This window comes from Pseudomonas sp. Pseusp16 (genome assembly GCF_047324915.1).
GTDB lineage: Bacteria > Pseudomonadota > Gammaproteobacteria > Pseudomonadales > Pseudomonadaceae > Aquipseudomonas > Aquipseudomonas fluorescens_CD.
The window spans coordinates 4,527,846-4,551,006 of record NZ_CP168522.1 but is presented as its reverse complement, the minus strand read 5'-3'; the positions used below and the strand labels follow the sequence as shown (position 1 = coordinate 4,551,006).

The 23,161-nt window shown below is 60.9% G+C and carries 18 protein-coding genes; 13 read left to right on the top strand and 5 right to left on the bottom strand.

What is annotated here, in order from left to right; translation table 11 throughout:
- Positions 1-150 precede the first annotated feature (150 nt).
- From rpsF to ACEN8Q_RS20645, 9 genes are all read left to right on the top strand, one after another.
- Positions 151-573, top strand: coding sequence for a 30S ribosomal protein S6 (gene rpsF / locus ACEN8Q_RS20685; protein ID WP_007982042.1), 423 nt, complete (start codon positions 151-153; stop codon positions 571-573).
- A 28-nt stretch (positions 574-601) separates the two neighbouring features.
- Entirely contained in the window at positions 602-832 is a 231-nt protein-coding gene (gene rpsR / locus ACEN8Q_RS20680) for a 30S ribosomal protein S18 (RefSeq protein WP_002551829.1), read from the top strand.
- A 36-nt stretch (positions 833-868) separates the two neighbouring features.
- A complete protein-coding gene (locus ACEN8Q_RS20675; protein WP_322615617.1) occupies positions 869-1,762 on the top strand; it encodes a hypothetical protein in 894 nt (297 codons plus the stop codon).
- A 19-nt stretch (positions 1,763-1,781) separates the two neighbouring features.
- A complete protein-coding gene (rplI, locus tag ACEN8Q_RS20670; protein ID WP_007973276.1) occupies positions 1,782-2,228 on the top strand; it encodes a 50S ribosomal protein L9 in 447 nt (148 codons plus the stop codon).
- Positions 2,229-2,351: 123 nt separating this feature from the next.
- Positions 2,352-3,749, top strand: coding sequence for a replicative DNA helicase (dnaB, locus tag ACEN8Q_RS20665; protein ID WP_057397743.1), 1,398 nt, complete (start codon positions 2,352-2,354; stop codon positions 3,747-3,749).
- A gap of 190 nt (positions 3,750-3,939) precedes the next feature.
- Entirely contained in the window at positions 3,940-6,243 is a 2,304-nt protein-coding gene (locus ACEN8Q_RS20660; protein ID WP_008016881.1) for a YgiQ family radical SAM protein, read from the top strand.
- Between the two features lie 361 nt (positions 6,244-6,604).
- The gene (locus ACEN8Q_RS20655; protein WP_413703669.1) at positions 6,605-9,880 is read left to right on the top strand and encodes a DUF2126 domain-containing protein; all 3,276 of its coding nucleotides are present in this window, start codon (positions 6,605-6,607) and stop codon (positions 9,878-9,880) included.
- A gap of 88 nt (positions 9,881-9,968) precedes the next feature.
- On the top strand, positions 9,969-12,455 hold the full coding sequence (locus ACEN8Q_RS20650; protein WP_413703668.1) for a circularly permuted type 2 ATP-grasp protein: 2,487 nt from the start codon (positions 9,969-9,971) through the stop codon (positions 12,453-12,455).
- The gene (locus ACEN8Q_RS20645; protein WP_413425393.1) at positions 12,455-13,345 is read left to right on the top strand and encodes a transglutaminase family protein; all 891 of its coding nucleotides are present in this window, start codon (positions 12,455-12,457) and stop codon (positions 13,343-13,345) included. Before ACEN8Q_RS20650 ends, ACEN8Q_RS20645 begins: the two co-directional genes overlap by 1 nt.
- A gap of 161 nt (positions 13,346-13,506) precedes the next feature.
- On the opposite strand, the gene ACEN8Q_RS20640 is transcribed toward ACEN8Q_RS20645, so the two are convergent.
- Complete coding sequence (locus tag ACEN8Q_RS20640; protein ID WP_007973286.1) at positions 13,507-13,686, bottom strand: hypothetical protein; 180 nt, start codon at positions 13,684-13,686, stop codon at positions 13,507-13,509.
- A gap of 68 nt (positions 13,687-13,754) precedes the next feature.
- On the bottom strand, positions 13,755-14,342 hold the full coding sequence (locus tag ACEN8Q_RS20635; RefSeq protein ID WP_057397746.1) for a TIGR00730 family Rossman fold protein: 588 nt from the start codon (positions 14,340-14,342) through the stop codon (positions 13,755-13,757).
- 357 nt (positions 14,343-14,699) lie between these two features.
- Here ACEN8Q_RS20635 and azu point away from each other — a divergent pair, with 357 nt between their 5' ends.
- Entirely contained in the window at positions 14,700-15,146 is a 447-nt protein-coding gene (gene azu, locus ACEN8Q_RS20630; RefSeq protein WP_008016873.1) for an azurin, read from the top strand.
- 175 nt (positions 15,147-15,321) lie between these two features.
- Here the strand turns inward: azu and nadE are convergent, their stop codons facing one another.
- From nadE to ACEN8Q_RS20615, 3 genes are all read right to left on the bottom strand, one after another.
- Positions 15,322-16,149, bottom strand: a complete 828-nt coding sequence (nadE, locus tag ACEN8Q_RS20625; RefSeq protein WP_413425387.1) for an ammonia-dependent NAD(+) synthetase — start codon at positions 16,147-16,149, stop codon at positions 15,322-15,324.
- A gap of 4 nt (positions 16,150-16,153) precedes the next feature.
- Complete coding sequence (pncB, locus tag ACEN8Q_RS20620; RefSeq protein ID WP_413425385.1) at positions 16,154-17,380, bottom strand: nicotinate phosphoribosyltransferase; 1,227 nt, start codon at positions 17,378-17,380, stop codon at positions 16,154-16,156.
- Positions 17,381-17,601: 221 nt separating this feature from the next.
- Positions 17,602-18,513: a LysR family transcriptional regulator gene (locus ACEN8Q_RS20615; RefSeq protein ID WP_413425383.1), complete on the bottom strand. Its 912-nt coding sequence runs from the start codon at positions 18,511-18,513 to the stop codon at positions 17,602-17,604.
- A gap of 174 nt (positions 18,514-18,687) precedes the next feature.
- On the opposite strand from ACEN8Q_RS20615, the gene ACEN8Q_RS20610 reads away from it, so the two are divergent.
- The 3 genes from ACEN8Q_RS20610 to ACEN8Q_RS20600 all read left to right on the top strand — a co-directional run bounded on the left by ACEN8Q_RS20610 (position 18,688) and on the right by ACEN8Q_RS20600 (position 23,128).
- Positions 18,688-20,178, top strand: a complete 1,491-nt coding sequence (locus ACEN8Q_RS20610; protein ID WP_413425381.1) for an aldehyde dehydrogenase family protein — start codon at positions 18,688-18,690, stop codon at positions 20,176-20,178.
- 166 nt (positions 20,179-20,344) lie between these two features.
- Entirely contained in the window at positions 20,345-21,628 is a 1,284-nt protein-coding gene (locus ACEN8Q_RS20605) for an NAD(P)/FAD-dependent oxidoreductase (RefSeq protein ID WP_413425379.1), read from the top strand.
- A 366-nt stretch (positions 21,629-21,994) separates the two neighbouring features.
- Entirely contained in the window at positions 21,995-23,128 is a 1,134-nt protein-coding gene (locus tag ACEN8Q_RS20600; RefSeq protein ID WP_111284308.1) for an ABC transporter substrate-binding protein, read from the top strand.
- The last annotated feature ends 33 nt before the right edge of the window (positions 23,129-23,161 follow it).

Genomic DNA, 23,161 nt, shown 5'->3' with positions numbered 1-23,161 from the left:
ACCTTGCGCCTCCCTCGCCCCTTCTCTACAATTGCGCCCCTTGCTGTGACGGCAGGCATTCATGTGCCTTACCCACGCAAGTCCATAAGTGTCATTCACTCCTTGTCTGACCGCTTTTGAGCGGCAGGCTACAACCCGTAAGGAGCATTCATGCGTCATTACGAAATCATCTTTTTGGTCCACCCGGATCAAAGCGAGCAAGTCGGCGGCATGGTTGAGCGTTACACCAAGCTGATCGAAGAAGACGGCGGCAAAATCCACCGTCTGGAAGATTGGGGCCGTCGTCAACTGGCCTACGCAATCAACAATGTTCACAAGGCTCACTACGTGATGCTGAACGTTGAGTGCACTGGCAAGGCCCTGGCCGAGCTGGAAGACAACTTCCGCTACAACGATGCAGTGATCCGTAACCTGGTCATCCGTCGCGACGAAGCCGTTACCGGCCAGTCCGAGATGCTCAAGGCTGAAGAAAACCGCAGTGAGCGCCGTGAGCGTCGCGACCGTCCTGAGCACGAAGGCGCTGAAAGCGTTGACAGTGATGACAGCGACAACAGCGATAACGCTGACGAGTAATCCACGGACCTTTTAAGGAGCCTATCAAATGGCACGTTTCTTCCGTCGTCGTAAATTCTGCCGCTTCACCGCTGAAGACGTGAAAGAGATCGATTACAAAGATCTCAACACCCTGAAAGCCTACGTATCCGAGACCGGCAAAATCGTTCCAAGCCGCATCACCGGTACCAAAGCTCGTTATCAGCGTCAGCTGGCCACCGCTATCAAGCGCGCCCGCTTCCTGGCCCTGCTGGCCTACACCGACAGCCACGGCCGCTGAGACCGGGCAGTCGACTCGTAGCAAAGGATTGAATGCATGCGGGCCATAGCTGAGTTCATCATGCGCGGCCGTATGCAGGCCACTCTCGTAGTGGCTGGATGCGCGGCGATGCCGTTGCTGTATTGGTTGGGTGCTGCCGCCGGATGCCTTGTGCTCCTGCGGCGCGGATTGAGGGACGCCCTTGGCGTTCTTGCTCTGGGACTGCTGCCGGCATTGGTCTGGTGGCTGTACTCCGACGACCCACGGGCACTTCTGGTGCTGCTGGGGTCTGCGAGCCTTGCGTTGGTTTTGCGCGCAAGCGAGTCCTGGAACCGCGTGCTGCTGGTCAGCATAGCGATGGGAGTGGTGTTTTCAGTGGTGTTGGGGACAGCTTTTGCTCCCCAGATCGAGATGCTGGCGCAGGCTTTGATCAAGGTCATGCCGTCGCTACTCGGTGATGTCTACCAGAAGATGTCGGTAGACGAACAAGCGCGTTTCGCGTCCCTGATTGCACCGGTCCTGACCGGCCTGATTGCGGCGTTGTTGCAAATCGTCAGCTTGCTGAGCCTGCTTGTCGGGCGCTACTGGCAGGCGTTGTTGTACAACCCGGGCGGTTTTGGTCGCGAGTTTCGCGCCATCCGCTTCCCGCTGTTGCCGGCGATGTTGCTGCTGGCGTGCATGCTTCTGGGGCCGAACATCGGCTCGCAGATGGCCATGTTGACGCCGTTGTGCAGCGTACCGCTGGTGTTCGCCGGGCTGGCCCTGATTCACGGGCTGGTGGCGCAGAAACGACTGGCCAGGTTCTGGCTGGTGGGGTTGTACGTGACGCTGTTGCTGTTCATGCAGCTGATCTATCCGTTGCTGGTGGTCCTGGCCATCGTCGACAGCCTGATTGATTTTCGCGGTCGTTCGGCACCGAAAGATGCCGATAACGCGAACGGTGAAGGTTAAAAGTTAAGAGGATTTTCACATGCAACTGATCCTTCTGGAAAAAGTCACCAACCTGGGCAACCTGGGTGACAAAGTGAACGTTAAGGCTGGTTACGGTCGTAACTACCTGCTGCCTTACGGCAAAGCTACCGCTGCGACCCCAGCCAACCTGGCTGCGTTCGAAGAGCGTCGTGCCGAGCTGGAAAAAGCTGCAGCAGATCGCAAAGCATCGGCTGAAAGCCGCGCTGCCCAACTGGCCGAGCTGGAAGTGACCATCACTGCCACCGCTGGCGACGAAGGCAAGCTGTTCGGTTCGATCGGTACTCACGACATCGCTGACGCACTGACCGCCTCCGGCGTTGAAGTGCAGAAGAGCGAAGTTCGTCTGCCGAACGGCACCATCCGCAACGTAGGCGAATTCGACGTAGCCGTGCACCTGCACGCCGAAGTTGAAGCCACCGTACGCGTTGTCGTGGTAGCAGCTTAAGCAGCACTTGTCGGCTGGCACCCTCGGGTGCTTGCCGGTAACATCGGGCACGATCCTGTTTACAGGTCGTGCCCTTTGTCTTTCTGAACCCCCTGCTTTTCATCACCCAAAACACAAGTGGCCATGAACGATATCTCCGCTCCCGAGCAATACGATCTGCAAACCGCCGCCCTGAAGGTGCCGCCGCACTCCATCGAGGCCGAGCAGGCCGTACTCGGTGGTCTGATGCTGGACAACAACGCCTGGGAACGCGTGCTCGATCAAGTCTCCGACGGCGATTTCTATCGACATGACCACCGCCTGATTTTCCGTGCGATCGCCAAGCTGGCCGATCAGAACATGCCGATCGACGTCGTGACCCTGTCCGAACAACTGGACAAGGAAGGTCAGACTTCGCAAGTCGGCGGCCTCGGTTACCTCGGTGAGCTGGCGAAAAACACCCCGTCCGTCGCCAACATCAAGGCCTATGCGCAGATCGTTCGTGAACGGGCGACATTGCGCCAGTTGATCGGTATCAGCACTGAAATCGCGGACAGCGCTTTCAACCCGGAAGGCCGCACCGCCGCCGAGATTCTCGACGAAGCCGAACGCCAGATCTTCCAGATCGCCGAGGCCCGGCCAAAAACCGGTGGACCGGTGGGCGTCAACGACCTGCTGACCAAGGCCATCGACCGCATCGACACCCTGTTCAACACCGACAACGCCATTACCGGCCTGTCCACCGGCTACACCGACCTCGACGAGAAGACCAGCGGCCTGCAACCAGCCGACCTGATCATCGTCGCCGGCCGTCCGTCCATGGGTAAAACCACCTTTGCGATGAACCTGGTGGAAAACGCCGTATTGCGCAGCGAGAAGGCTGTCCTGGTTTACTCCCTCGAGATGCCAGGCGAATCGCTGATCATGCGTATGTTGTCGTCCCTGGGACGCATCGACCAGACCAAGGTCCGTTCCGGTCAGCTGGAAGACGACGACTGGCCGCGCCTGACCTCGGCGGTCAACCTGCTCAACGACCGCAAGCTGTTCATCGACGATACCGCCGGCATCAGCCCGTCGGAAATGCGCGCCCGGACCCGTCGCCTGGTGCGTGAGCATGGCGATGTCGGCCTGATCATGATCGACTACCTGCAATTGATGCAGATCCCGGGTTCCAGCGGTGACAACCGGACCAACGAGATTTCCGAGATCTCCCGATCCCTGAAAGCCCTGGCCAAGGAATTCAACTGCCCGGTGGTGGCGCTCTCGCAGCTCAACCGTTCCCTGGAACAGCGGCCGAACAAGCGCCCGGTGAACTCCGACTTGCGGGAATCCGGAGCGATCGAGCAGGACGCCGACGTGATCATGTTCGTTTATCGCGACGAGGTGTATCACCCGGAAACCGAGCACAAGGGCATTGCCGAGATCATCATCGGCAAGCAGCGGAACGGCCCGATCGGCTTTATCCGCCTGGCTTTCATCGGTAAATACACCCGATTCGAGAACCTGGCGCCGGGCAGCTACAACTTCGATGACGACGAGTAAGATCTTCATCGCCTGACAGGGCCTCATCGCGGGCAAGCCCGCTCCCACAGGTTTGGCGTGATCCCTGTGGGAGCGGGATTGCCCGCGATAGGGTCGCCACAATTTCCGACCATGGCCGTCGGAATTGGTCAAAATTTGTGCTATATTCCGCGCCCGCGAAATTCAATGAAAGCCAACACCGGTTATCGACATGCAAGCAGCCAAGCCGTTATTTGACTATCCCAAGTACTGGGCCGAATGTTTCGGGCCAGCGCCGTTCCTGCCCATGAGCAGGGAGGAGATGGATCAGCTCGGCTGGGATTCCTGTGACATCATCATCGTCACCGGTGATGCGTACGTCGACCACCCGTCGTTCGGCATGGCGATCATCGGCCGGCTGCTGGAGTCCCAGGGCTTCCGCGTCGGGATCATTGCCCAGCCGAACTGGCAGTCCAAAGACGACTTCATGAAGCTCGGCGAGCCGAACCTGTTCTTCGGTGTCGCGGCCGGCAACATGGACTCGATGATCAACCGCTACACCGCCGACAAGAAAATCCGTTCCGACGATGCCTACACACCGGGCGGACTGGCCGGCAAGCGTCCGGACCGCGCCAGCCTGGTCTACAGCCAGCGCTGCAAGGAAGCCTACAAGCACGTGCCGATCGTGCTCGGCGGCATCGAAGCGTCCCTGCGCCGCATTGCCCACTACGATTACTGGCAGGATCGGGTGCGCAACTCGATCCTGATCGACGCCAGCGCCGACATCCTGCTGTACGGCAACGCCGAGCGGGCCATCGTCGAGGTTGCCCAGCGCCTGTCCTATGGTCACAAGATCGAAGACATCACCGACGTGCGCGGCACCGCGTTCATCCGTCGTGACACGCCGCAAGGCTGGTACGAGGTCGATTCCACGCGTATCGACCGTCCGGGCAAGATCGACAAGATCATCAACCCGTACGTCAACACCCAGGACACCGCCGCCTGCGCCATCGAGCAGGAGAAGGGCCCGGTCGAGGATCCGCAGGAAGCCAAGGTCGTGCAGATCCTGGCCAGCCCGCGCATGACCCGCGACAAGACCGTTATCCGTTTGCCGTCGGTGGAAAAGGTCCGCAACGACGCGGTGCTCTACGCCCACGCCAACCGCGTGCTGCACCTGGAGACCAACCCGGGCAACGCCCGCGCCTTGGTGCAGAAGCACGGCGAAGTGGACGTCTGGTTCAACCCGCCACCGATTCCGATGACCACCGAAGAAATGGACTACGTGTTCGGCATGCCTTATCAGCGCATTCCGCACCCGGCGTACGGCAAGGAAAAGATCCCGGCCTACGAGATGATCCGTTTCTCGGTGAACATCATGCGTGGCTGCTTCGGCGGCTGCACCTTCTGCTCGATCACCGAGCACGAAGGCCGGATCATCCAGAACCGTTCCCACGAATCGATCATTCGCGAAATCGAAGAGATTCGCGACAAGGTCCCGGGTTTTACCGGCGTGATCTCCGACCTCGGCGGCCCGACCGCGAACATGTACCGCATCGCCTGCAAGAGCCCGGAAATCGAATCCGCGTGCCGCAAGCCATCGTGTGTGTTCCCTGGCATCTGCCCGAACCTGAACACCGACCACTCGGCGCTGATCCAGCTGTACCGCAGTGCCCGTGAGTTGCCGGGTGTGAAGAAAATCCTGATCGCTTCCGGCCTGCGCTATGACCTGGCGGTCGAGTCGCCGGAGTACGTCAAGGAACTGGTGACCCACCACGTCGGTGGCTACCTGAAGATCGCCCCGGAACACACCGAGGAAGGTCCGCTCAACCAGATGATGAAACCGGGCATCGGCAGCTATGACAAGTTCAAGCGCATGTTCGAGAAGTATTCGAAGGAAGCCGGGAAAGAGCAGTACCTGATTCCGTACTTCATCGCCGCCCACCCGGGCACCACCGACGAAGACATGATGAACCTGGCCCTGTGGCTCAAGGGCAACGGCTTCCGTGCCGACCAGGTGCAGGCGTTCTACCCGTCGCCGATGGCCACCGCCACCGCGATGTACCACTCGGGCAAGAACCCGCTGCGCAAGGTCACCTACAAGAGTGACGCGGTGACCATCGTCAAGAGCGAAGAGCAGCGTCGTCTGCACAAGGCGTTCTTGCGTTATCACGACCCGAAAGGCTGGCCGATGCTGCGTGAGGCTCTGACCCGCATGGGCCGCGCCGACCTGATCGGGCCGGGCAAGAACCAGTTGATTCCTTTGCACCAGCCATCGACCGACAGCTACCAGAGCGCCCGTCGCAAGAATTCGACGCCGGCCGGCAGCCATAAAGTGGCCAAGGAAAAGACCACCAAGATCCTCACCCAGCACACTGGCCTGCCACCGCGTGCCAGCGATGGCGGCAATCCGTGGGACAAGCGCGAACAGGCCAAGGCTGCGGCGTTCGCCCGCAACCAGCAGGCGGCCAAGGAGCGCAAGGAAGCGGCCAAGGGCAAGGGGCCGAAGCCGGCTCGCAAGCCGGTCGTGCCGCGCTAAGCCGCGCCTGCGCTGAACAGAACGCCAACCTTCGGGTTGGCGTTTTGCGTTTCTGGAGGAGTAAAAGCTGTATCACAGCCTGAAAGTGGGGTGTGGCAACTGGCCTCTTCGCGAGCAAGCCCGCTCCCACAATGAAATGCATTCCCCCCTGTGGGAGCGGGCTTGCTCGCGAAGAGGCCGGGTTTGGCGGCGACTATGCAACTGAACGCCACAAATACGTGCAACTCTTGCAAGCCAATTCTGCGCATCGCCCGATTTTGGTGCTGTACTGCCTCAGGCAACCGAGGAAAGCGCCAGCGTTGCTGGATGGCATAAGTCTTGCGCGCTTTCCAAAACGCTCAAGGCTCGCAGGAGGCACGCCGTGTCGATTCATGTCGCATTGCACCATGTCACGCATTACCGCTATGACCGCGCTGTCGAGCTTGGCCCGCAGATTGTTCGCCTGCGTCCCGCCGCTCACAGCCGCACGCGGATTCTGTCCTATTCGCTGAAAGTCTCGCCCGAGCAGCACTTCATCAACTGGCAGCAGGATCCTCAAGGCAATTATCTGGCGCGGCTGGTGTTCCCGGAGAAGACTGAAGAGCTGCGGATCGAAGTCGACCTGCTGGCTGAGATGGCGATCTTCAATCCGTTTGATTTCTTCCTTGAGCCCTACGCGGAAAAAATCCCTTTTACCTATGCCGCCGACGAGCGCAAGGAACTGGCGCCGTACCTGGAAACCCTGCCCCTGACGCCGAAGTTCAAGGCCTATCTGGACGGCATCGACCGCACGCCGTTGCCTGCCGTGGATTTTCTCGTCGCGCTCAACCAGCGCCTGAGCGAAGACATCGACTACCTGATTCGCATGGAGCCCGGCGTACAAACACCTGAACACACCCTCGAACAGGCCTCCGGTTCGTGCCGCGATTCCGCCTGGTTGCTGGTGCAACTGTTGCGCAACCTGGGACTGGCGGCGCGTTTCGTATCGGGCTACCTGATCCAGCTGACCGCCGATGTCAAAAGTCTTGACGGCCCGTCCGGCACCGAAGTGGATTTCACTGACCTGCACGCCTGGTGCGAGGTGTACTTGCCCGGTGCCGGCTGGATCGGCCTGGATGCGACCTCCGGGCTGTTTGCCGGTGAAGGACATATTCCGTTGGCCTGTAGTCCCGATCCGTCCTCTGCGGCGCCGATCAGTGGCCTGGTGGAACCGTGCGAGTGTGAATTCAGCCACGAAATGTCTGTGGAGCGGGTTTGGGAAGCACCACGGGTCACCAAGCCCTACACCGACGACCAATGGCTGGCGATTCAAGCCCTGGGCCGACAGATCGATGCCGATTTGCTGGAAGGCGATGTGCGCCTGACCATGGGCGGCGAGCCGACCTTCGTGTCCATTGATGACCCGGACGGCGCCGAGTGGAACACCACGGCACTGGGGCCGGATAAACGGCGGCTGTCCGCCGAGCTGTTCCAGCGCCTGCGTAGACACTACGCGCCCAGGGGGCTGGTGCATTTCGGGCAGGGCAAGTGGTACCCCGGCGAGCAACTGCCGCGCTGGTCGCTCAATTGCTATTGGCGCCGTGACGGCGTGCCGATCTGGCACAACAGCGCGCTGATCGCCGATGAACAGGAAGACTACGGTGTCGATGGCGCACTGGCCGGGCGTTTTCTGGCAAGCGTGGCCGAGCGTTTGAACATTCCGACACGCTTTGTGTTTCCAGCCTACGAAGACAATTTTTATTACCTCTGGCGCGAAGGGATGTTGCCGCAAAACGTCAGCGCCGAAGATTCGCGCCTGGAAGAGCCTTTGGAGCGTGCGCGTCTGCGCAAGGTCTTCAGTCAAGGCCTGGACAAGGTCATCGGCCAGGTCCTTCCGCTGGCGCGCACCGCCAAGGGCGATCAGTGGCAGAGCGGCCGCTGGTATCTGCGCGATGAGCACTGCCGACTGGTGCCGGGGGACTCGCCGCTGGGTTATCGCTTGCCGCTGGGTTCGCAGCCGTGGGTGAAAGCGGCGGAATATCCGTTTATTCATCCGCGAGACCCGAATCAGGATTTCCCGCCGCTGCCCGACACCGCGCAACTGCAAAGCCGGGGCGAGACTGCCGAGGTGCAGGAGCGCGTACCGAAGATCGATGAATCCGCCGACTGGCTGACCCGCACGGCGTTCTGCGCCGAGGCGCGGGAAGGCCGTTTGTACCTGTTCATGCCACCGCTGGAGCGGGTCGAGGATTACCTCGAACTGGTCGCTGCCATCGAAGCCACCGCTGAAGAGCTGATGTGCCCGGTATTGCTGGAGGGCTACGAGCCGCCGAGCGATCCACGCCTGAGCAACTTCCGTATCACCCCGGATCCGGGGGTGATCGAAGTCAACGTGCAGCCGTCCGCAACCTGGGATGAATTGGTCGAGCGCACTGAATTCCTTTACGAAGAAGCGCGCCAGACCCGGCTGACCACTGAGAAATTCATGATCGACGGTCGGCACACCGGTACGGGAGGCGGTAACCATTTCGTGCTGGGTGGCGCGACCCCGGGGGACTCGCCGTTTCTGCGTCGCCCGGATCTGCTGCGCAGCCTGATCAGCTACTGGCACAACCATCCGTCGCTGTCCTACCTGTTTTCCGGATTGTTCATCGGCCCGACGTCCCAGGCACCGCGGGTCGACGAAGCACGCAACGATGCCTTGTACGAACTGGAAATTGCCTTCGCGCAAATGCCTGAAGCGGGTGAGGAATGTCCGCCATGGCTGGTGGATCGACTGCTGCGCAACCTGCTGATCGATGTGACCGGCAACACCCACCGCGCCGAGTTCTGCATCGACAAACTCTATTCGCCGGACGGTGCCACCGGACGTCTCGGATTGCTGGAGCTGCGTGCGTTCGAGATGCCGCCCCACGCCCGCATGAGCCTGGCGCAACAGTTGTTGCTGCGGGCGCTGGTGGCGCGGTTCTGGCGCGAGCCCTATGCACCGCAGAAACTGGCGCGCTGGAGCACGGAGCTGCACGATCGCTTCCTGTTGCCGCACTTTATCGAGCAAGACTTCGCCGATGTCATCGTCGACCTCAACGCCGCCGGTTATCCGGTGCGGGCCGAATGGTTCGCCGCGCATCTGGAGTTCCGTTTTCCCAAGGTTGGCGATTACGCCGTCAGTGGTATCGCGCTGGAACTGCGCCAGGCGCTCGAGCCCTGGCACGTGCTGGGTGAAGAGGGCGCCATGGGCGGTACGGTGCGTTACGTGGATTCGTCGCTGGAGCGTTTGCAGGTCAAGCTCAGCGGCTTGCCGCCCCAGCGATATCTGCTGACCTGTAATGGTATCCCGGTGCCGTTGCAGCCCACGGGGCGGGTCGGCGAGTTCGTGGCCGGCGTACGCTTTCGAGCCTGGCAACCGGCCAACTGCCTGCAACCGACCATCCCGGTCCATGCGCCGCTGGTATTTGACCTGCTCGATACCTGGATGCAGCGATCGCTGGGCGGCTGCCAGTACCACGTCGCTCATCCGGGCGGGCGCAATTACGACAGCTTGCCGGTCAATGCCAACGAGGCCGAGAGCCGGCGCATGGCGCGTTTCTTCCGTATCGGACACACGCCAGGGAAGCTTCCTGTACCCAACATGGAAATTAACGACGAGCTACCGATGACACTCGATTTGCGACGTTTCTGAACCGTGCGCGACGCTCGGATTTTTCGTATATCCGGGCGTCACGAGCCTGCGTTAGTCTGACCATTCATTGCTGTCTGCCGAGCTTTCCATGCCTGACCTGCTAGACCGCTACCCGCTGACGGCGGGCACCTATCATGAACTGCTCGACGACTGTGGCGCCGTGCGCCCGCACTGGCGCCGGCTGTTCGAGCAGTTGCAACGCAGCACGCCGGCGCAATTGGTGCAGCGTCAGGCCCTGCTGACCCGGCAGATTCAGGAAAACGGCGTTACCTATAACGTTTATGCCGATCCCAAGGGCGCTGACCGGCCATGGGAGCTGGACCTGCTGCCGCATATCATCGCTGATGATGAGTGGGAGCGCCTGGCGGTCGGCATCGCACAACGGGCCAGGTTGCTCAATGCCGTGCTGGCTGACCTGTACGGGCCACAGCGCCTGATTGCCGAGGGGTTGCTGCCGGCGGAACTGGTGTTCGGTCACAATAATTTTCTTTGGCCCTGTCAGGGCATCAGCCCGCCTGACGGGGTCTTTCTGCATCTGTATGCCGTGGATCTGGCGCGCACACCCGATGGCCGCTGGTGGGTCACGGCGGATCGTACCCAGGCGCCTTCGGGTGCCGGGTATGCGCTGGAAAACCGCACGATTGTGTCCCGGGCCTTTCCCGAGTTGTACCGCGATCTGAAAGTGCAACACCTGGCCGGGTTCTTCCGCACCTTGCAGGAAACGCTGGCTCGTCAGGCCCCGAGTGACGGGGACGCGCCACTGGTCGTGCTACTGACGCCGGGGCGTTTCAACGAAAGCTATTTTGAACATCTGTACCTCGCTCGACAGCTTGGCTACCCACTGGTGGAGGGCGGCGACCTGACGGTGCGCGACGCCACGGTCTACCTGAAGACCCTCAGTGGCCTGCGCCGGGTCCACGCGATCATGCGCCGGCTCGACGATGATTTCTGCGACCCGCTGGAGCTGCGTACCGACTCGGCCCTGGGGGTGCCGGGGCTGCTTGAGGCTGTGCGGCAGGGGCGGGTGCTGGTGGCCAACGCTCTGGGCAGCGGTGTGCTGGAGTCGCCCGGTCTGTTGGGTTTCCTGCCGAAGATCAATCAATTCCTGTTCGGCGAAGAACTGATCCTGCCGTCCATCGCCACCTGGTGGTGCGGCGAGGCGCCGGTATTGGCCCAGGCCCTGGAAAAACTGCCGGAACTGCTGATCAAGCCGGCGTTTCCGTCCCAGAGCTTTGCACCGGTATTTGGCCGTGACTTGAGTGAAAAACAGCGCCAGGAGCTCGCCGAGCGCATGCAGGCACGGCCATACGCTTATGTGGCGCAAGAACTTGCGCAATTGTCTCAGGCGCCGATCTGGCAAGCCGAAGACGGTCAGTTGCAACCTCGTGCCATCGGCATGCGCGTGTATGCGGTCGCCAGCCGCGAGGGATATCGGGTGCTGCCCGGTGGCTTGACCCGGGTCGCCGCCCAGGCCGATGCCGAAGTGGTGTCGATGCAGCGCGGCGGCGCCAGCAAGGACACCTGGGTGCTGGGCGATCGTGCGCCCAGCGGCGAACAATGGAAGGCCCAACGCAACATCGGTGTGCATGACCTGGTGCGGCGTGATCCGTACCTGCCGTCGCGGGTGGTGGAAAACCTGTTCTGGTTCGGTCGTTACTGCGAACGTTGCGACGACAGTGCCCGTTTGCTGCGCATCGTGCTGGCGCGCTATGTCGATGGCGACGACCCGCAAGCCCTGCAGGCGGCGGTGGATCTGGGCGAGCGGCTGATGCTGCTGCCCGATGAGGGTGAATTGCCGGAACGTCTGTTGGCGGCGCTGCTCGGCGATGACTGGCCGTTCAGCCTGCGTTCCAACCTGCAACGCTTGCAGTGGGCGGCTTCGCAGGTGCGCGGCAAGCTCTCGCGGGAAAACTGGCAGGCGCTGGTGGAATTGCAGCGTGAAGCCATGGAGCTGGAAACCGAAGAGCCGGATTTCGGCGAGTTGCTGGACTTCCTCAACCGTCTGGTGATGTCCCTGGCGGCGCTGTCCGGCTTTGCCCTGGATGACATGACCCGGGACGAAGGCTGGCGTTTCCTGATGATTGGCCGGCGGCTCGAGCGACTGCAATTTCTCAGCGGCAGCCTGGCGGCGTTCCTGCGGGGTGCCGGGGCTTTCGATCAGGCCGGGCTGGAATGGTTGCTGGAACTGGGCAACAGCAGTATCACCTACCGTTCTCGCTACCTGGCGGTGGCGCAGCTGATCCCGGTGCTCGACCTGTTGTTGCTCGACGAGCAGAACCCTCACGCCGTGTTGTTCCAGTTGAAACTGGTGACGCGCACCCTCAAGCGCCTCAATGATGACTTTGCGGTGCCGCGCGAAGCCGCACTGCCGCAATTGGTCGAGCGTCTGGCGCGATTCGATCTGGGCTGCCTGGAAAACCCGCTGTTCGGTGACGCGAGTGTTCGCGCCGCCATCGAGGGGCTGGCCGCGCTGCTGCAAGAGATCGCTGACGCCAGCGGGCAGGTTTCCGATCGCCTGGCGCTGCGACACTTCGCCCATGTCGACGATGTCAGCCAGCGCACGGTGTCCGTCTGATGAGCGCTCACTACCAGATTTTCCACGACACCCATTATCACTACGACAGCCCGGTGTCCCTGGCCCAGCAACTGGCGCATTTGTGGCCGCGGCCTTGTGAATGGCAGCGCTGCACCGACCGGCAGTTGCAGATCAGTCCGCAGCCGACCTCGCGTCGCGATGAACTGGATGTATTCGGCAACCCGCTGACCCGGCTGGCGTTCGAGCGTCCCCACGATGAACTGCTGGTCAACGCCAGCCTCACGATCGAAGTGTTGCCCCGACCTGTGTCGGACTTCAGCCGGTCTCCGGCGTGGGAAGGCACACGAAGTGCGCTGACCTACAGCAGCCAGCCGCTGTCGCCTCAATTGCTGGAAGCCTGCCGATACCGGTTTGAATCGCCGTATGTGCATTTGAAGAAAAACTTCGTGGAGTTTTCCGAAAGTTGCTTCCCGGCGGGTCGACCGTTGCTACTCGGCGTGCAGGCGCTGATGGAGAAAATCTTCAGCGAGTTCACCTTCGATGCCGAAGCGACACAGGTGGCGACGCCGCTGGTAGAGGTGCTGGAGCGCCGACGCGGGGTCTGTCAGGACTTTGCTCACCTGATGCTCGCTTGCGTGCGCTCCCGTGGGTTGGCGGCACGGTACATCAGCGGCTATTTGCTGACCCAGCCACCGCCGGGCCAGCCACGGCTGATTGGTGCTGATGCGTCTCACGCCTGGGTATCGGTGTTTTGCCCGGTGCTGGGGTGGGTGGATTTCGACCCGACCAACAATGTGCAACCGGCGCTGGAGCACATCACCCTGGCCTGGGGCCGGGATTTTTCCGATGTGTCGCCATTGCGGGGGGTAATACTGGGAGGAGGGAACCACGACCCGGAAGTTCGGGTAACGGTGATGCCACTGGAATAACAACGATCCACCCTGTAGGAGCGAGCTTGCTCGCGATGGACGTCAACGATGACGCGTCCTGTCTGGAAAAACGCGCTGTCTTCGATATCTTCGCGAGCAAGCTCGCTCCTACACGGACACAGATCCGGTGGGCCGGATCAGATCAACCGGCCCGGAGGTTCTCAGGCGTCGGGCGCCGAGTCTTTCGGTGCATCAACATCATCTTCTGCCGCCACTTCACCCTCAGGGTTCAGGGCAGCTTCTTCAGCTGTAGCTTTCTTGCGCTGAAGCTTTTCCTCTTTCTTCTGCTCCTTGGCCAAGTCTCTCTGACGTTTGGCGAAGGAGTAATTAGGTTTGGCCATGGGCGATCCTCTGGGGTCGAAGGTGAGGTTGAGCGGCGCATATTCTGCCCTGTATCGGTGTCGAGCCGTTAGCTGGGTTTTTGCTCGGCCCATTTTGGCGCTATGGACGGTTGCCAGGCATCCAGGGCATCGAGCAGGGTTTGCGGCGACTCGCTCACTTGCAGCATGTCACGGTGCTGCCCGCGAACGAAGCCTTCGCCGACGATGTGATCGAGAAAAGACGTCAATTTGCTGTAGAAACCGTTCACCTCCAGCAAACCCAACGGTTTGCCGTGGTAGCCGAGCTGGCCCCAGGTCCAGACTTCGAACAGTTCTTCGAGGGTGCCAAGGCCACCGGGCAGCGCGATAAAGGCATCACTGAGCTCGGCCATCCGGGCCTTGCGCGCGTGCATGCCATCAACGACTTCCAGGCGAGTCAGGCCGCTGTGGCCGATTTCCTTGTCCTTGAGGCTTTGCGGGATGATGCCGATCACTTCACCGCCGGCCGCCAGGGCCGCATCAGCGACAATGCCCATCAGGCCCACGGCGCCACCGCCGTACACCAGGGTCAGCTTGCGTTCGGCCAAAGCCCGGCCAAGAGCCACGGCTGCTTCACGGTAAGCCGGGTTGGTGCCGGTGCTGGCACCACAAAATACACAAACGGATGTTAAAGACATGCCTTGCTCCTTGGTCGATCAGGGCCACAGAGTAAAGGCATGCGCACGGCCCTCCAAGGGCTAGACTTCGTGTTTCGGCGTTTCGTACGTTCCGCTGGCGCCGCAGGCGTAGGCGGCGAGCAAACTGCACAACAGGCTGTTGATGGACATGATCAGTGCTCCGGCTTTTTTGGGTGGAGAGGGGGGGACGGCCTGATGATAGGGCCGGACCAGACGCCTGGCCGGTAGATTGTTTGCATCGTGCCCATAGCCCGAAAGTTGTATACAATTTTTGATTCAAGTCATATGAACTTGCGAAGTTTTCAGGCAGTCTTCTGTCCATTCGCATTTCTGCTAACCCTGCCTTGGAGATTCACCATGTTTGCCAAACTTGTTGCGGTATCCCTGCTGACACTGGCCAGCAGCCAATTGATGGCTGCAGAGTGCAAAGTCACCGTCGACTCCACTGACCAGATGTCTTTCGACACGAAGGCCATTGAAATCGACAAGAGCTGTAAGACGTTTACCGTGGAACTCAAGCACTCCGGCAGCTTGCCGAAGAACGTCATGGGCCATAACTGGGTGCTGAGCAAAGAAGCCGACATGCAGCCGATCGCCACCGACGGCCTGAGCGCCGGCATCGACAAGAACTACCTGAAGGAAGGCGACGCCCGCGTGATCGCCCACACCAAGATCATCGGCGCCAATGAAACCGACTCGGTGACCTTCGACGTGTCGAAGCTGGATGCCGCTGAAAAATACGGTTTCTTCTGCTCGTTCCCGGGCCACATCTCGATGATGAAAGGTACCGTGACCCTGAAGTAATCAGGCACACCGCGTCATCGTTCTTCGCGAGCAAGCCCGCTCCCACAGGGACAACACAGTACCTGTGGGAGCGGGCTTGCTCGCGAAGGGGCCAGAAGCATCAACGCATGTTCTGGCCAAAGAAAAAGCCCGCTGAAGCTCAACACTTCAGCGGGCTTTTTCATTCACTCACACCTCAAGGTGCAAACGGCATCACGCGCTTGTGATGGGTCTTGTTGTAGGTGTCGCAAATGATCCTGAATGCTTCCTCGCGCACCGGATTGCCGTGCAGGAACGCATCGATCTCGGCATAGGTCACGCCGTGGGAAGCTTCGTCCGGTTTGCCGGGCGACAGGTCTTCAAGGTCGGCGGTCGGGACTTTCTCCACCAGCGACTCCGGCGCGCCGAAGCTGCGGGCGATGGCGCGGACCTGGTTTTTCACCAGGCCACTCAGTGGCGCCAGGTCGCAGGCGCCGTCACCGAACTTGGTGAAGAAACCCATCACCGCTTCTGCCGCGTGATCGGTGCCGATCACCAGTCCATGGGTCGCGCCGGCGATGGTGTACTGGGCGACCATGCGCATGCGCGCCTTGGTGTTGCCGAGCACGAAATCCACCGACACCGCATGTTTGCCTTCAAAGGCCGCCACTTCATTGGCCAGGGATTTGACCGCCGGGCCGATGTTCACGGTGTGGCGCTCGTCCGGCTTGATGAAATCCACCGAAGCCTGGGCGTCGTGCTCATCGAACTGGGTTTCGTAGGGCAGGCGCACGGCGATGAATTTGTAGGCGGCATCACCGCTGCGCTGGCGCAGTTCACGGATGGCACGTTGGGCCAGCAGGCCAGCGGTCAGGGAGTCGACACCGCCACTGATGCCCAATACCAGGGTCTTGAGCCCGGAGTTGACCAGGCAGTCCTGGATGAAGGTCACCCGCCGGGCGACTTCGGCCTCGAGGGCGGCTTCGTCGGCGAATGGCGGCTGGACCTTGAGCTGTTCAGCAATCTCACGCTGTACGGCTTGCATGAATTCACTCCTTGCTTGATGTACTTGAAAGGGCGGCAGGTACTTGGAAAACGTGTCGCAAGTAAGCGACGAAATTCGGGTCTTTGCAGTGCGTCTTGCCTGGCTCGTCGGAAATCTTTGCCACCGGCTGGTCGTTGCAGGCGCTCATTTTAAGCACGATGCTCATCGGTTCGACACCCGGAATATCACAGGTCAGGTTGGTGCCGATGCCGAAGCTGACATTGATCCGACCGCGCAACGCCCGGAATATCTCCAGGGCCTTGGGCAGGGTCAGGCTGTCGGAGAAGGTCAGCGTCTTGCTCATCGGGTCGATGCCGAGCTTGTGATAGTGGGCAATGGCTTTTTCCGCCCAGACCACCGGATCGCCCGAGTCGTGGCGCAAACCGTCGAAAAGCTTGGCGAAAAACAGATCGAAATCGCCGAGAAAGGCGTCCATGGTGATGCAGTCGGTCAGGGCGATCCCCAGCAGGCCACGGTATTCGCGGACCCAGCAATCGAGTGCGGCGATCTGGCTGTCAATCAGCCGTGGGCCGAGTTGCTGGTGCGCCATGATCCATTCGTGGGCCATGGTGCCCAGCGGTTTCATGTCCAGCTCCCGGGACAGGTGCACGTTGCTGGTGCCGACGAAGCGTCCGGGGAAATCGTGCTTGAGCACATTCACCACTTCTTCCTGCACGCGATACGAGAAGCGACGGCGGGTGCCGAAGTCGGCCACCTGCAATTCGGACAATTCATCACTGCTGGCGTTGGCGCTCAGCCAGTCGAACTTGCGGTAGAGCTGCTCGCGGGCCCGCTCCAGCACGACTTCGCGGTAGCGATAGCGGTTGCGCACCTCGCTGACCAGCGCCAGCAGCGGTACTTCGAACAGGATCACATGCAGCCAGGGGCCCCGCAGGCGGATAAACAGCTGACCGTTTTCGATGCCGGTGTGGATATAGCGCAGGTTGAAGCGAAACAACCCGAGGAAACGCAGGAAATCCGGCTTCAGGAAGCTGATGCGCTCCAGAAAGCTCAATTGATCGGCGCTCAGGCTCAACTCGGCCAAGCGCTCGATCTGGAAACGGATTTCCGCCAGGTAGGGGCGCAAGTCCTCGCTGTTACGGCAACGAAACTCCCATTCGACTTCGACGTTCGGGTAGTTGTGCAGCACCGCCTGCATCATCGTCAGTTTGTAGAAGTCGGTGTCGAGCAGGTTCTGCACGATGCGATCGGCAAACACACTCTCGCTCATAACGGGAATCTCCAGCGTTGCAGCGGTATTGATCAATGGCGCTAGTGGCGCATATCGGTGGCAGGGATTGCCAGCAATTTTTTGGTTCGCAACAGAACCCTGTGGGAGCGGGCTTGCTCGCGAAGGCGGCTTCTCGTTCAACATTTACGGTGACTGACACACCGCTTTCGCGAGCAAGTCGGATCGCCGCACCGCCGCTCCCACAGGTACAGCGTGCAACGCTAAATTTGCGAGATCTCCGGGCTATCGATCTGCTCCAGCATCCACTTCACAAAGTCCCGCACCTTGGGCACTTCCGCCGAGTGCTCCGGGTATGCCAGGTAATAGGCATCGCTGCTGGGCATTGCATGCTGCCAGGGAATGACCAGCTTGCCGTCGGCCAGTTCCTCTTCCACCAGAAACCGTGGCAGCAGCGCCACGCCGCAGCCAACCTGGGCGGCGCGGATGCACATGTAGAAGGTTTCGAAACGCGGGCCGTGGTAGCTGTGCTCGGTGTGGTAGCCCTGGTGGTCGAACCAGTCATGCCAGGCCTGGGGGCGGGAAGCGTTTTGCAGCAGGACCAGGTCGGTCAGTTGCGTCGGATCGGTAAATGGCGTGTCCGGCAGGCTGCCGGGGGCGCACACCGGCACCAACTCTTCGCCGAACAGCTTCAGGCATTCGGTACCGGGCCGTGAGCCCTGGCCGAAGTAGAACGCCAGGTCGCTGCGACCTTGCAGCAGATCGTCGGCTTCCTGCTCGCTGCACAGGTCCAGGTGGATCGACGGGTGCCGCAAGCGCCAGCCTTTCAGGCGCGGCACCAGCCAGCGCGCGCCGAAGGTGGGGGGCGTCGAAACCCGCAGGACTTCTGTTTCGCCACCGTAGGAACGCAGGTAATGGGTCGACATCTCGACCTGAGTGAGGATTTTTCGCACCTCAACCAGGTACAGATCGCCAGCCGGCGTCATCTGCAGGCGGCGGCGCACCCGGCGAAACAGCAGGTGCTGCAACAACTCTTCGAGTTGCGCGACCTGTTTGCTCACGGCGCTTTGGGTCAGGTTCAGCTCTTCGGCGGCCCGGGTGAAGCTCAAGTGCCGGGTGACGGCTTCGAAGCACTGCAACGCAGCGATCGATGGCAAGTAGCGTTTATTCAGCATGGGCGGTCCTTGGTTCTTGTTTCTTATTGCCAGCAATGCACAGCATGAATAAACGGAATGATATCTCTCTTAAAGGTCGTTTGTTGAGTAACCTCCGGGCAGCTAAAACTACAGGTCTGATCAGCCGTGATTTTCCGGCTGCACGTGTTCTGTCTTTTGCTTGAGGAGTGACCCATGGTTGCCGCATTGCTTGATCGTCTAGGTGTGAATCCGGCCCTGTACCAGAACGGCAAAGTGCCGGTGCATTCGCCGATCGATGGCAGCAGGATCGCCGCCGTGAACTGGGAAGGCGCGGCTGAAGTCGAGCAGCACATCAGTCGCGCAGATCATGCGTTCGAACTGTGGCGTAAAGTCCCGGCACCGCGCCGTGGCGAATTGGTGCGTCAACTGGGCGACATTCTGCGCGAATACAAGGCCGACCTCGGCGAACTGGTTTCCTGGGAAGCCGGCAAGATCACTCAGGAAGGACTGGGTGAAGTTCAGGAAATGATCGACATCTGCGATTTCGCCGTCGGCCTGTCCCGCCAGTTGTACGGCTTGACCATCGCTTCCGAGCGTCCAGGCCACCACATGCGCGAAACCTGGCATCCGCTGGGCGTCGTCGGGGTGATCAGCGCCTTCAACTTCCCGGTAGCGGTCTGGGCCTGGAACGCCACGCTGGCGCTGGTCTGCGGTAATCCGGTGATCTGGAAACCGTCGGAAAAAACCCCGCTGACCGCCCTGGCCTGTCAGGCGCTGTTCGACCGCGTGCTGAAGAACTTCAGCGATGCACCTGCACACCTGAGCCAGGTCATCATCGGCGGTCGCGATGCTGGCGAAGCGCTGGTCGATGACCCGCGTGTCGCGTTGGTCAGCGCTACCGGCAGCACCCGCATGGGGCGCGAAGTGGCGCCGAAAATCGCCGCACGCTTCGCCCGCAGCATTCTGGAATTGGGCGGCAACAACGCGATGATCCTCGGCCCGAGCGCCGACCTGGACATGGCCGTTCGCGCGATCCTGTTCAGCGCCGTGGGCACCGCCGGTCAGCGCTGCACCACCCTGCGTCGCCTGATTGCGCATGAGTCGGTGAAAGAAGAAATCGTCACTCGCCTGAAAGCCGCGTACTCGAAAGTACGCATCGGCCATCCGCTGGAAGGCAATCTGGTCGGTCCGCTGATCGACAAGCAAAGCTTCGACAACATGCAGGACGCGCTGGAACAGGCCCTGAGCGAAGGCGGTCGGGTGTTCGGCGGCCAGCGTCAGCTGGAAGACAAATTCCCGAATGCCTACTACGTGTCGCCGGCCATCGTCGAAATGCCGGAGCAGAGCGACGTGGTCTGCCACGAAACCTTCGCCCCGATCCTGTACGTGGTCGGTTACAGCGATTTCCAGGAGGCCCTGCGCCTGAACAACGCCGTGCCACAAGGCCTGTCCTCGTGCATCTTCACCACCGACGTGCGTGAAGCCGAGCAGTTCATGTCGGCGGTGGGCAGCGACTGCGGCATCGCCAACGTCAACATCGGCCCGAGCGGCGCGGAAATCGGCGGCGCATTCGGTGGCGAGAAAGAAACCGGCGGTGGTCGTGAATCCGGCTCCGATGCATGGCGCGGCTACATGCGCCGCCAGACCAACACCGTGAACTATTCGCTGGAGTTGCCGTTGGCGCAGGGCATCACGTTCGACTGATCGGTGATCCCCTGTAGGAGCGAGCTTGCTCGCGAAAAACGTCAAGGCAACGCGTTTATGCAGCAAGCACGCGTTATCGTTGGCGTCCATCGCGAGCAATCGAGCGTCGACCGGCTGCTCCTACAGTTGAATGGTGTGTTGGTTAGGTTTCTGTTGGAGTCTGGCAATGCCGTTACGCGAAGAGTGTCTGTGGGAAAAACTGACGCCGCAAAGGCCGGACAATTCGGCCCTCAAGGGTGAGGTCACGGTGGATGTCTGCGTCATCGGCGCCGGTTTTACCGGTTTGTCGGCGGCGGTGCATCTGCTGGAGCAAGGCAAGACCGTTTGTGTACTGGAGGCCCATCGCGCCGGCCACGGTGGTTCGGGGCGCAACGTCGGGCTGGTCAATGCCGGGATGTGGATTCCCCCGGACGAGATCGAAGCCGGGTTCGGCACGCAAGTCGGCAGCCAGCTCAACCGCATGCTGGGCGCGGCGCCATCCCTGGTGTTCAGCCTGGTGGACAAGTACGACATCGATTGCCAGCTGCGCCGCGAGGGCACGCTGCACATGGCGCACAACGCCCGTGGCGAGGCCGACTTGCGCAGTCGTGAAGAGCAATGGAAACGCCGCGGGGCGCCGGTGGAATTGTTGACCGGTCAGGCTTGCGAGCAGGCCACGGGCACCCAAAAGATTGCCGCCGCGCTGCTCGATCGCCGTGCCGGCACGCTTAACCCGATGGCCTACACCACCGGGCTGGCCAAGGCGGCCATCGGTCTGGGCGGGCAGTTGTTCGATCATTCTCCGGTCACCCGGCTCGAACGCCAGGGTCAGCGCTGGTCAGTGCAAACCGCCCAGGGTTCGGTCATGGCCGAGAAAGTGGTGATTGCCTCCAATGCCTACACCGAAGGCGACTGGACGGAGCTGCGACGCAATTTTTTCCCCGGTTATTACTATCAGGTGGCCTCGGTCCCGCTGACCGAAGAGGCCGCCCGGCAGATTCTTCCCGGCGGCCAGGGTTCCTGGGACACCCGCCAGGTCCTGAGCAGCATCCGTCGGGATAAAGACGGAAGGCTGCTGCTGGGTAGCCTCGGTAATGGCAATCAGAAACCGGCCTGGTTTCTCAAGGCCTGGGCCGATCGGGTACAACGACACTATTTCCCGTACCTCAAGCCGGTGGAGTGGGAGTGCACCTGGACCGGTCGCATCGCCTTCACCCCCGATCATTTGATGCGCCTGTTCGAACCTGCGCCCGGTCTGGTGGCCGTCACCGGTTACAACGGGCGGGGCGTGACCACGGGGACGGTGGTCGGCAAGGCCTTTGCCGACTACCTGTGTAACGGAAATCCTCAAGCGCTACCGATCCCCTTTGCCCCCATGCAGCCACTGGCCGGGGTGGGGTTGCGCAGCTGTCTGTATGAGGCGGGATTCTCGCTGTATCACGCAGGCCAGTGCCTGCGGATCGTGATCTGAATGTTGATTTTTGCAGCGGGAAGCGGCGCTTTTTCGATCTGCAGCTAGCCTGTCAATGGTGCGGGTTGTAGCAGTCCCCGCACCAGCAGTGTGCACTTCGGTGACGCACGTTGTTACAGGCTGGTTGCACGTCGTTTAATGCCGCGGTTGCAATGATGGCGCAGGCGGGTTGCGCCTCAAAAAAATAATGGTTTTACCTTCCGCGGTTTAGACGGTTGCACGCCCAATGAAAATGGGCCCGAAACAGTCGAAATAACAAGAAAGCAGCGACTTTTTTCAGAATAAAAAACCGATGGCACGGCCCTTGCTCTGAGCATTCAGTGAAGTCGCAGTGCCAATTAAAAAAAAACCATGGAGCACCACCTCATGTCCCATACGTTTTACAAGAAAGGCTTTCTGGCTCTCGCAGTGGCAACTGCGCTGGGTGTTTCTGCATTTGCACAAGCTGACGTGAAAATCGGTGTGGCGGGCCCGATGACAGGCGCCAACGCGGCATTTGGCGAGCAGTACATGAAGGGTGCACAGGCAGCGGCCGATGCGGTGAACGCAGCGGGCGGCGTGAACGGGGAAAAAATCGTACTGGTCAAGGGCGATGATGCCTGCGAACCGAAACAGGCTGTGACGGTCGCCAAGGACCTGACCGAAAAGAAAGTCGCTGGCGTAGTAGGTCACTTCTGTTCCTCGTCCACCATCCCTGCTTCCGAGATCTACGACGAAGCCGGCATCATCACGATCACCCCGGGTTCCACCAACCCCAAGGTGACCGAGCGCGGCCTGAGTGCCATGTTCCGCATGTGCGGGCGTGACGACCAGCAAGGTATCGTGGCAGGCGACTATGTCGTCGACGTGCTCAAGGGCAAGAAAGTCGCCGTACTGCACGACAAGGACACCTACGGTCAGGGCCTGGCGGACGCAACCAAGGCTCAGCTGGAAAAACGCGGCGTGAAGCCGGTGCTGTACGAGGGTCTGACCCGCGGCGAGAAAGACTTCAGCGCCGTCGTCACCAAGATCCGTGCGGCCGGTGCCGACGTGGTCTACTTCGGCGGCTTGCACCCGGAAGCCGGTCCACTGGTTCGGCAACTGCGTGAACAGGGCCTCAAGGACGTCAAGTTCATGTCCGATGACGGCATCGTGACGGACGAACTGGTGACCACCGCCGGTGGCCCACAGAACGTTGATGGCGTACTGATGACCTTCGGCGCCGACCCACGTCTGCTGCCAGACAGCAAGACCGTGGTAGACGCCTTCCGCAAGGCCGGCACCGAACCTGAAGGCTACACCCTGTACGCCTACGCCTCGGTTCAGACCCTGGCCGCAGCCTTCAATGGCGCCAAGTCCAACAAGGGCGAAGACGCTGCCAAATGGCTGAAAGCCAACCCGGTCAAGACCGTCATGGGCGAGAAGACCTGGGACAGCAAGGGCGACCTGAAAGTCTCCGACTACGTGGTTTACCAGTGGGACAAGGACGGCAAATACCACCAACTGGAAAAACAGAAGTAAGGGCTGACCTGATCGGCTGAGCCCACTGATCCC

Excerpts from the sequence above, each read along its gene's own strand:
- rpsF (WP_007982042.1), top strand. The coding sequence starts at position 151 with ATGCGTCATTACGAAATCATCTTTTTGGTCCACCCGGATCAAAGCGAG.
- rpsR (WP_002551829.1), top strand. The coding sequence starts at position 602 with ATGGCACGTTTCTTCCGTCGTCGTAAATTCTGCCGCTTCACCGCTGAA.
- ACEN8Q_RS20675 (WP_322615617.1), top strand. The coding sequence starts at position 869 with ATGCGGGCCATAGCTGAGTTCATCATGCGCGGCCGTATGCAGGCCACT.
- rplI (WP_007973276.1), top strand. The coding sequence starts at position 1,782 with ATGCAACTGATCCTTCTGGAAAAAGTCACCAACCTGGGCAACCTGGGT.
- dnaB (WP_057397743.1), top strand. The coding sequence starts at position 2,352 with ATGAACGATATCTCCGCTCCCGAGCAATACGATCTGCAAACCGCCGCC.
- ACEN8Q_RS20660 (WP_008016881.1), top strand. The coding sequence starts at position 3,940 with ATGCAAGCAGCCAAGCCGTTATTTGACTATCCCAAGTACTGGGCCGAA.
- ACEN8Q_RS20650 (WP_413703668.1), top strand. The coding sequence starts at position 9,969 with ATGCCTGACCTGCTAGACCGCTACCCGCTGACGGCGGGCACCTATCAT.
- ACEN8Q_RS20645 (WP_413425393.1), top strand. The coding sequence starts at position 12,455 with ATGAGCGCTCACTACCAGATTTTCCACGACACCCATTATCACTACGAC.
- ACEN8Q_RS20640 (WP_007973286.1), bottom strand. The coding sequence starts at position 13,686 with ATGGCCAAACCTAATTACTCCTTCGCCAAACGTCAGAGAGACTTGGCC.
- ACEN8Q_RS20635 (WP_057397746.1), bottom strand. The coding sequence starts at position 14,342 with ATGTCTTTAACATCCGTTTGTGTATTTTGTGGTGCCAGCACCGGCACC.
- azu (WP_008016873.1), top strand. The coding sequence starts at position 14,700 with ATGTTTGCCAAACTTGTTGCGGTATCCCTGCTGACACTGGCCAGCAGC.
- nadE (WP_413425387.1), bottom strand. The coding sequence starts at position 16,149 with ATGCAAGCCGTACAGCGTGAGATTGCTGAACAGCTCAAGGTCCAGCCG.
- pncB (WP_413425385.1), bottom strand. The coding sequence starts at position 17,380 with ATGAGCGAGAGTGTGTTTGCCGATCGCATCGTGCAGAACCTGCTCGAC.
- ACEN8Q_RS20615 (WP_413425383.1), bottom strand. The coding sequence starts at position 18,513 with ATGCTGAATAAACGCTACTTGCCATCGATCGCTGCGTTGCAGTGCTTC.
- ACEN8Q_RS20610 (WP_413425381.1), top strand. The coding sequence starts at position 18,688 with ATGGTTGCCGCATTGCTTGATCGTCTAGGTGTGAATCCGGCCCTGTAC.
- ACEN8Q_RS20605 (WP_413425379.1), top strand. The coding sequence starts at position 20,345 with ATGCCGTTACGCGAAGAGTGTCTGTGGGAAAAACTGACGCCGCAAAGG.
- ACEN8Q_RS20600 (WP_111284308.1), top strand. The coding sequence starts at position 21,995 with ATGTCCCATACGTTTTACAAGAAAGGCTTTCTGGCTCTCGCAGTGGCA.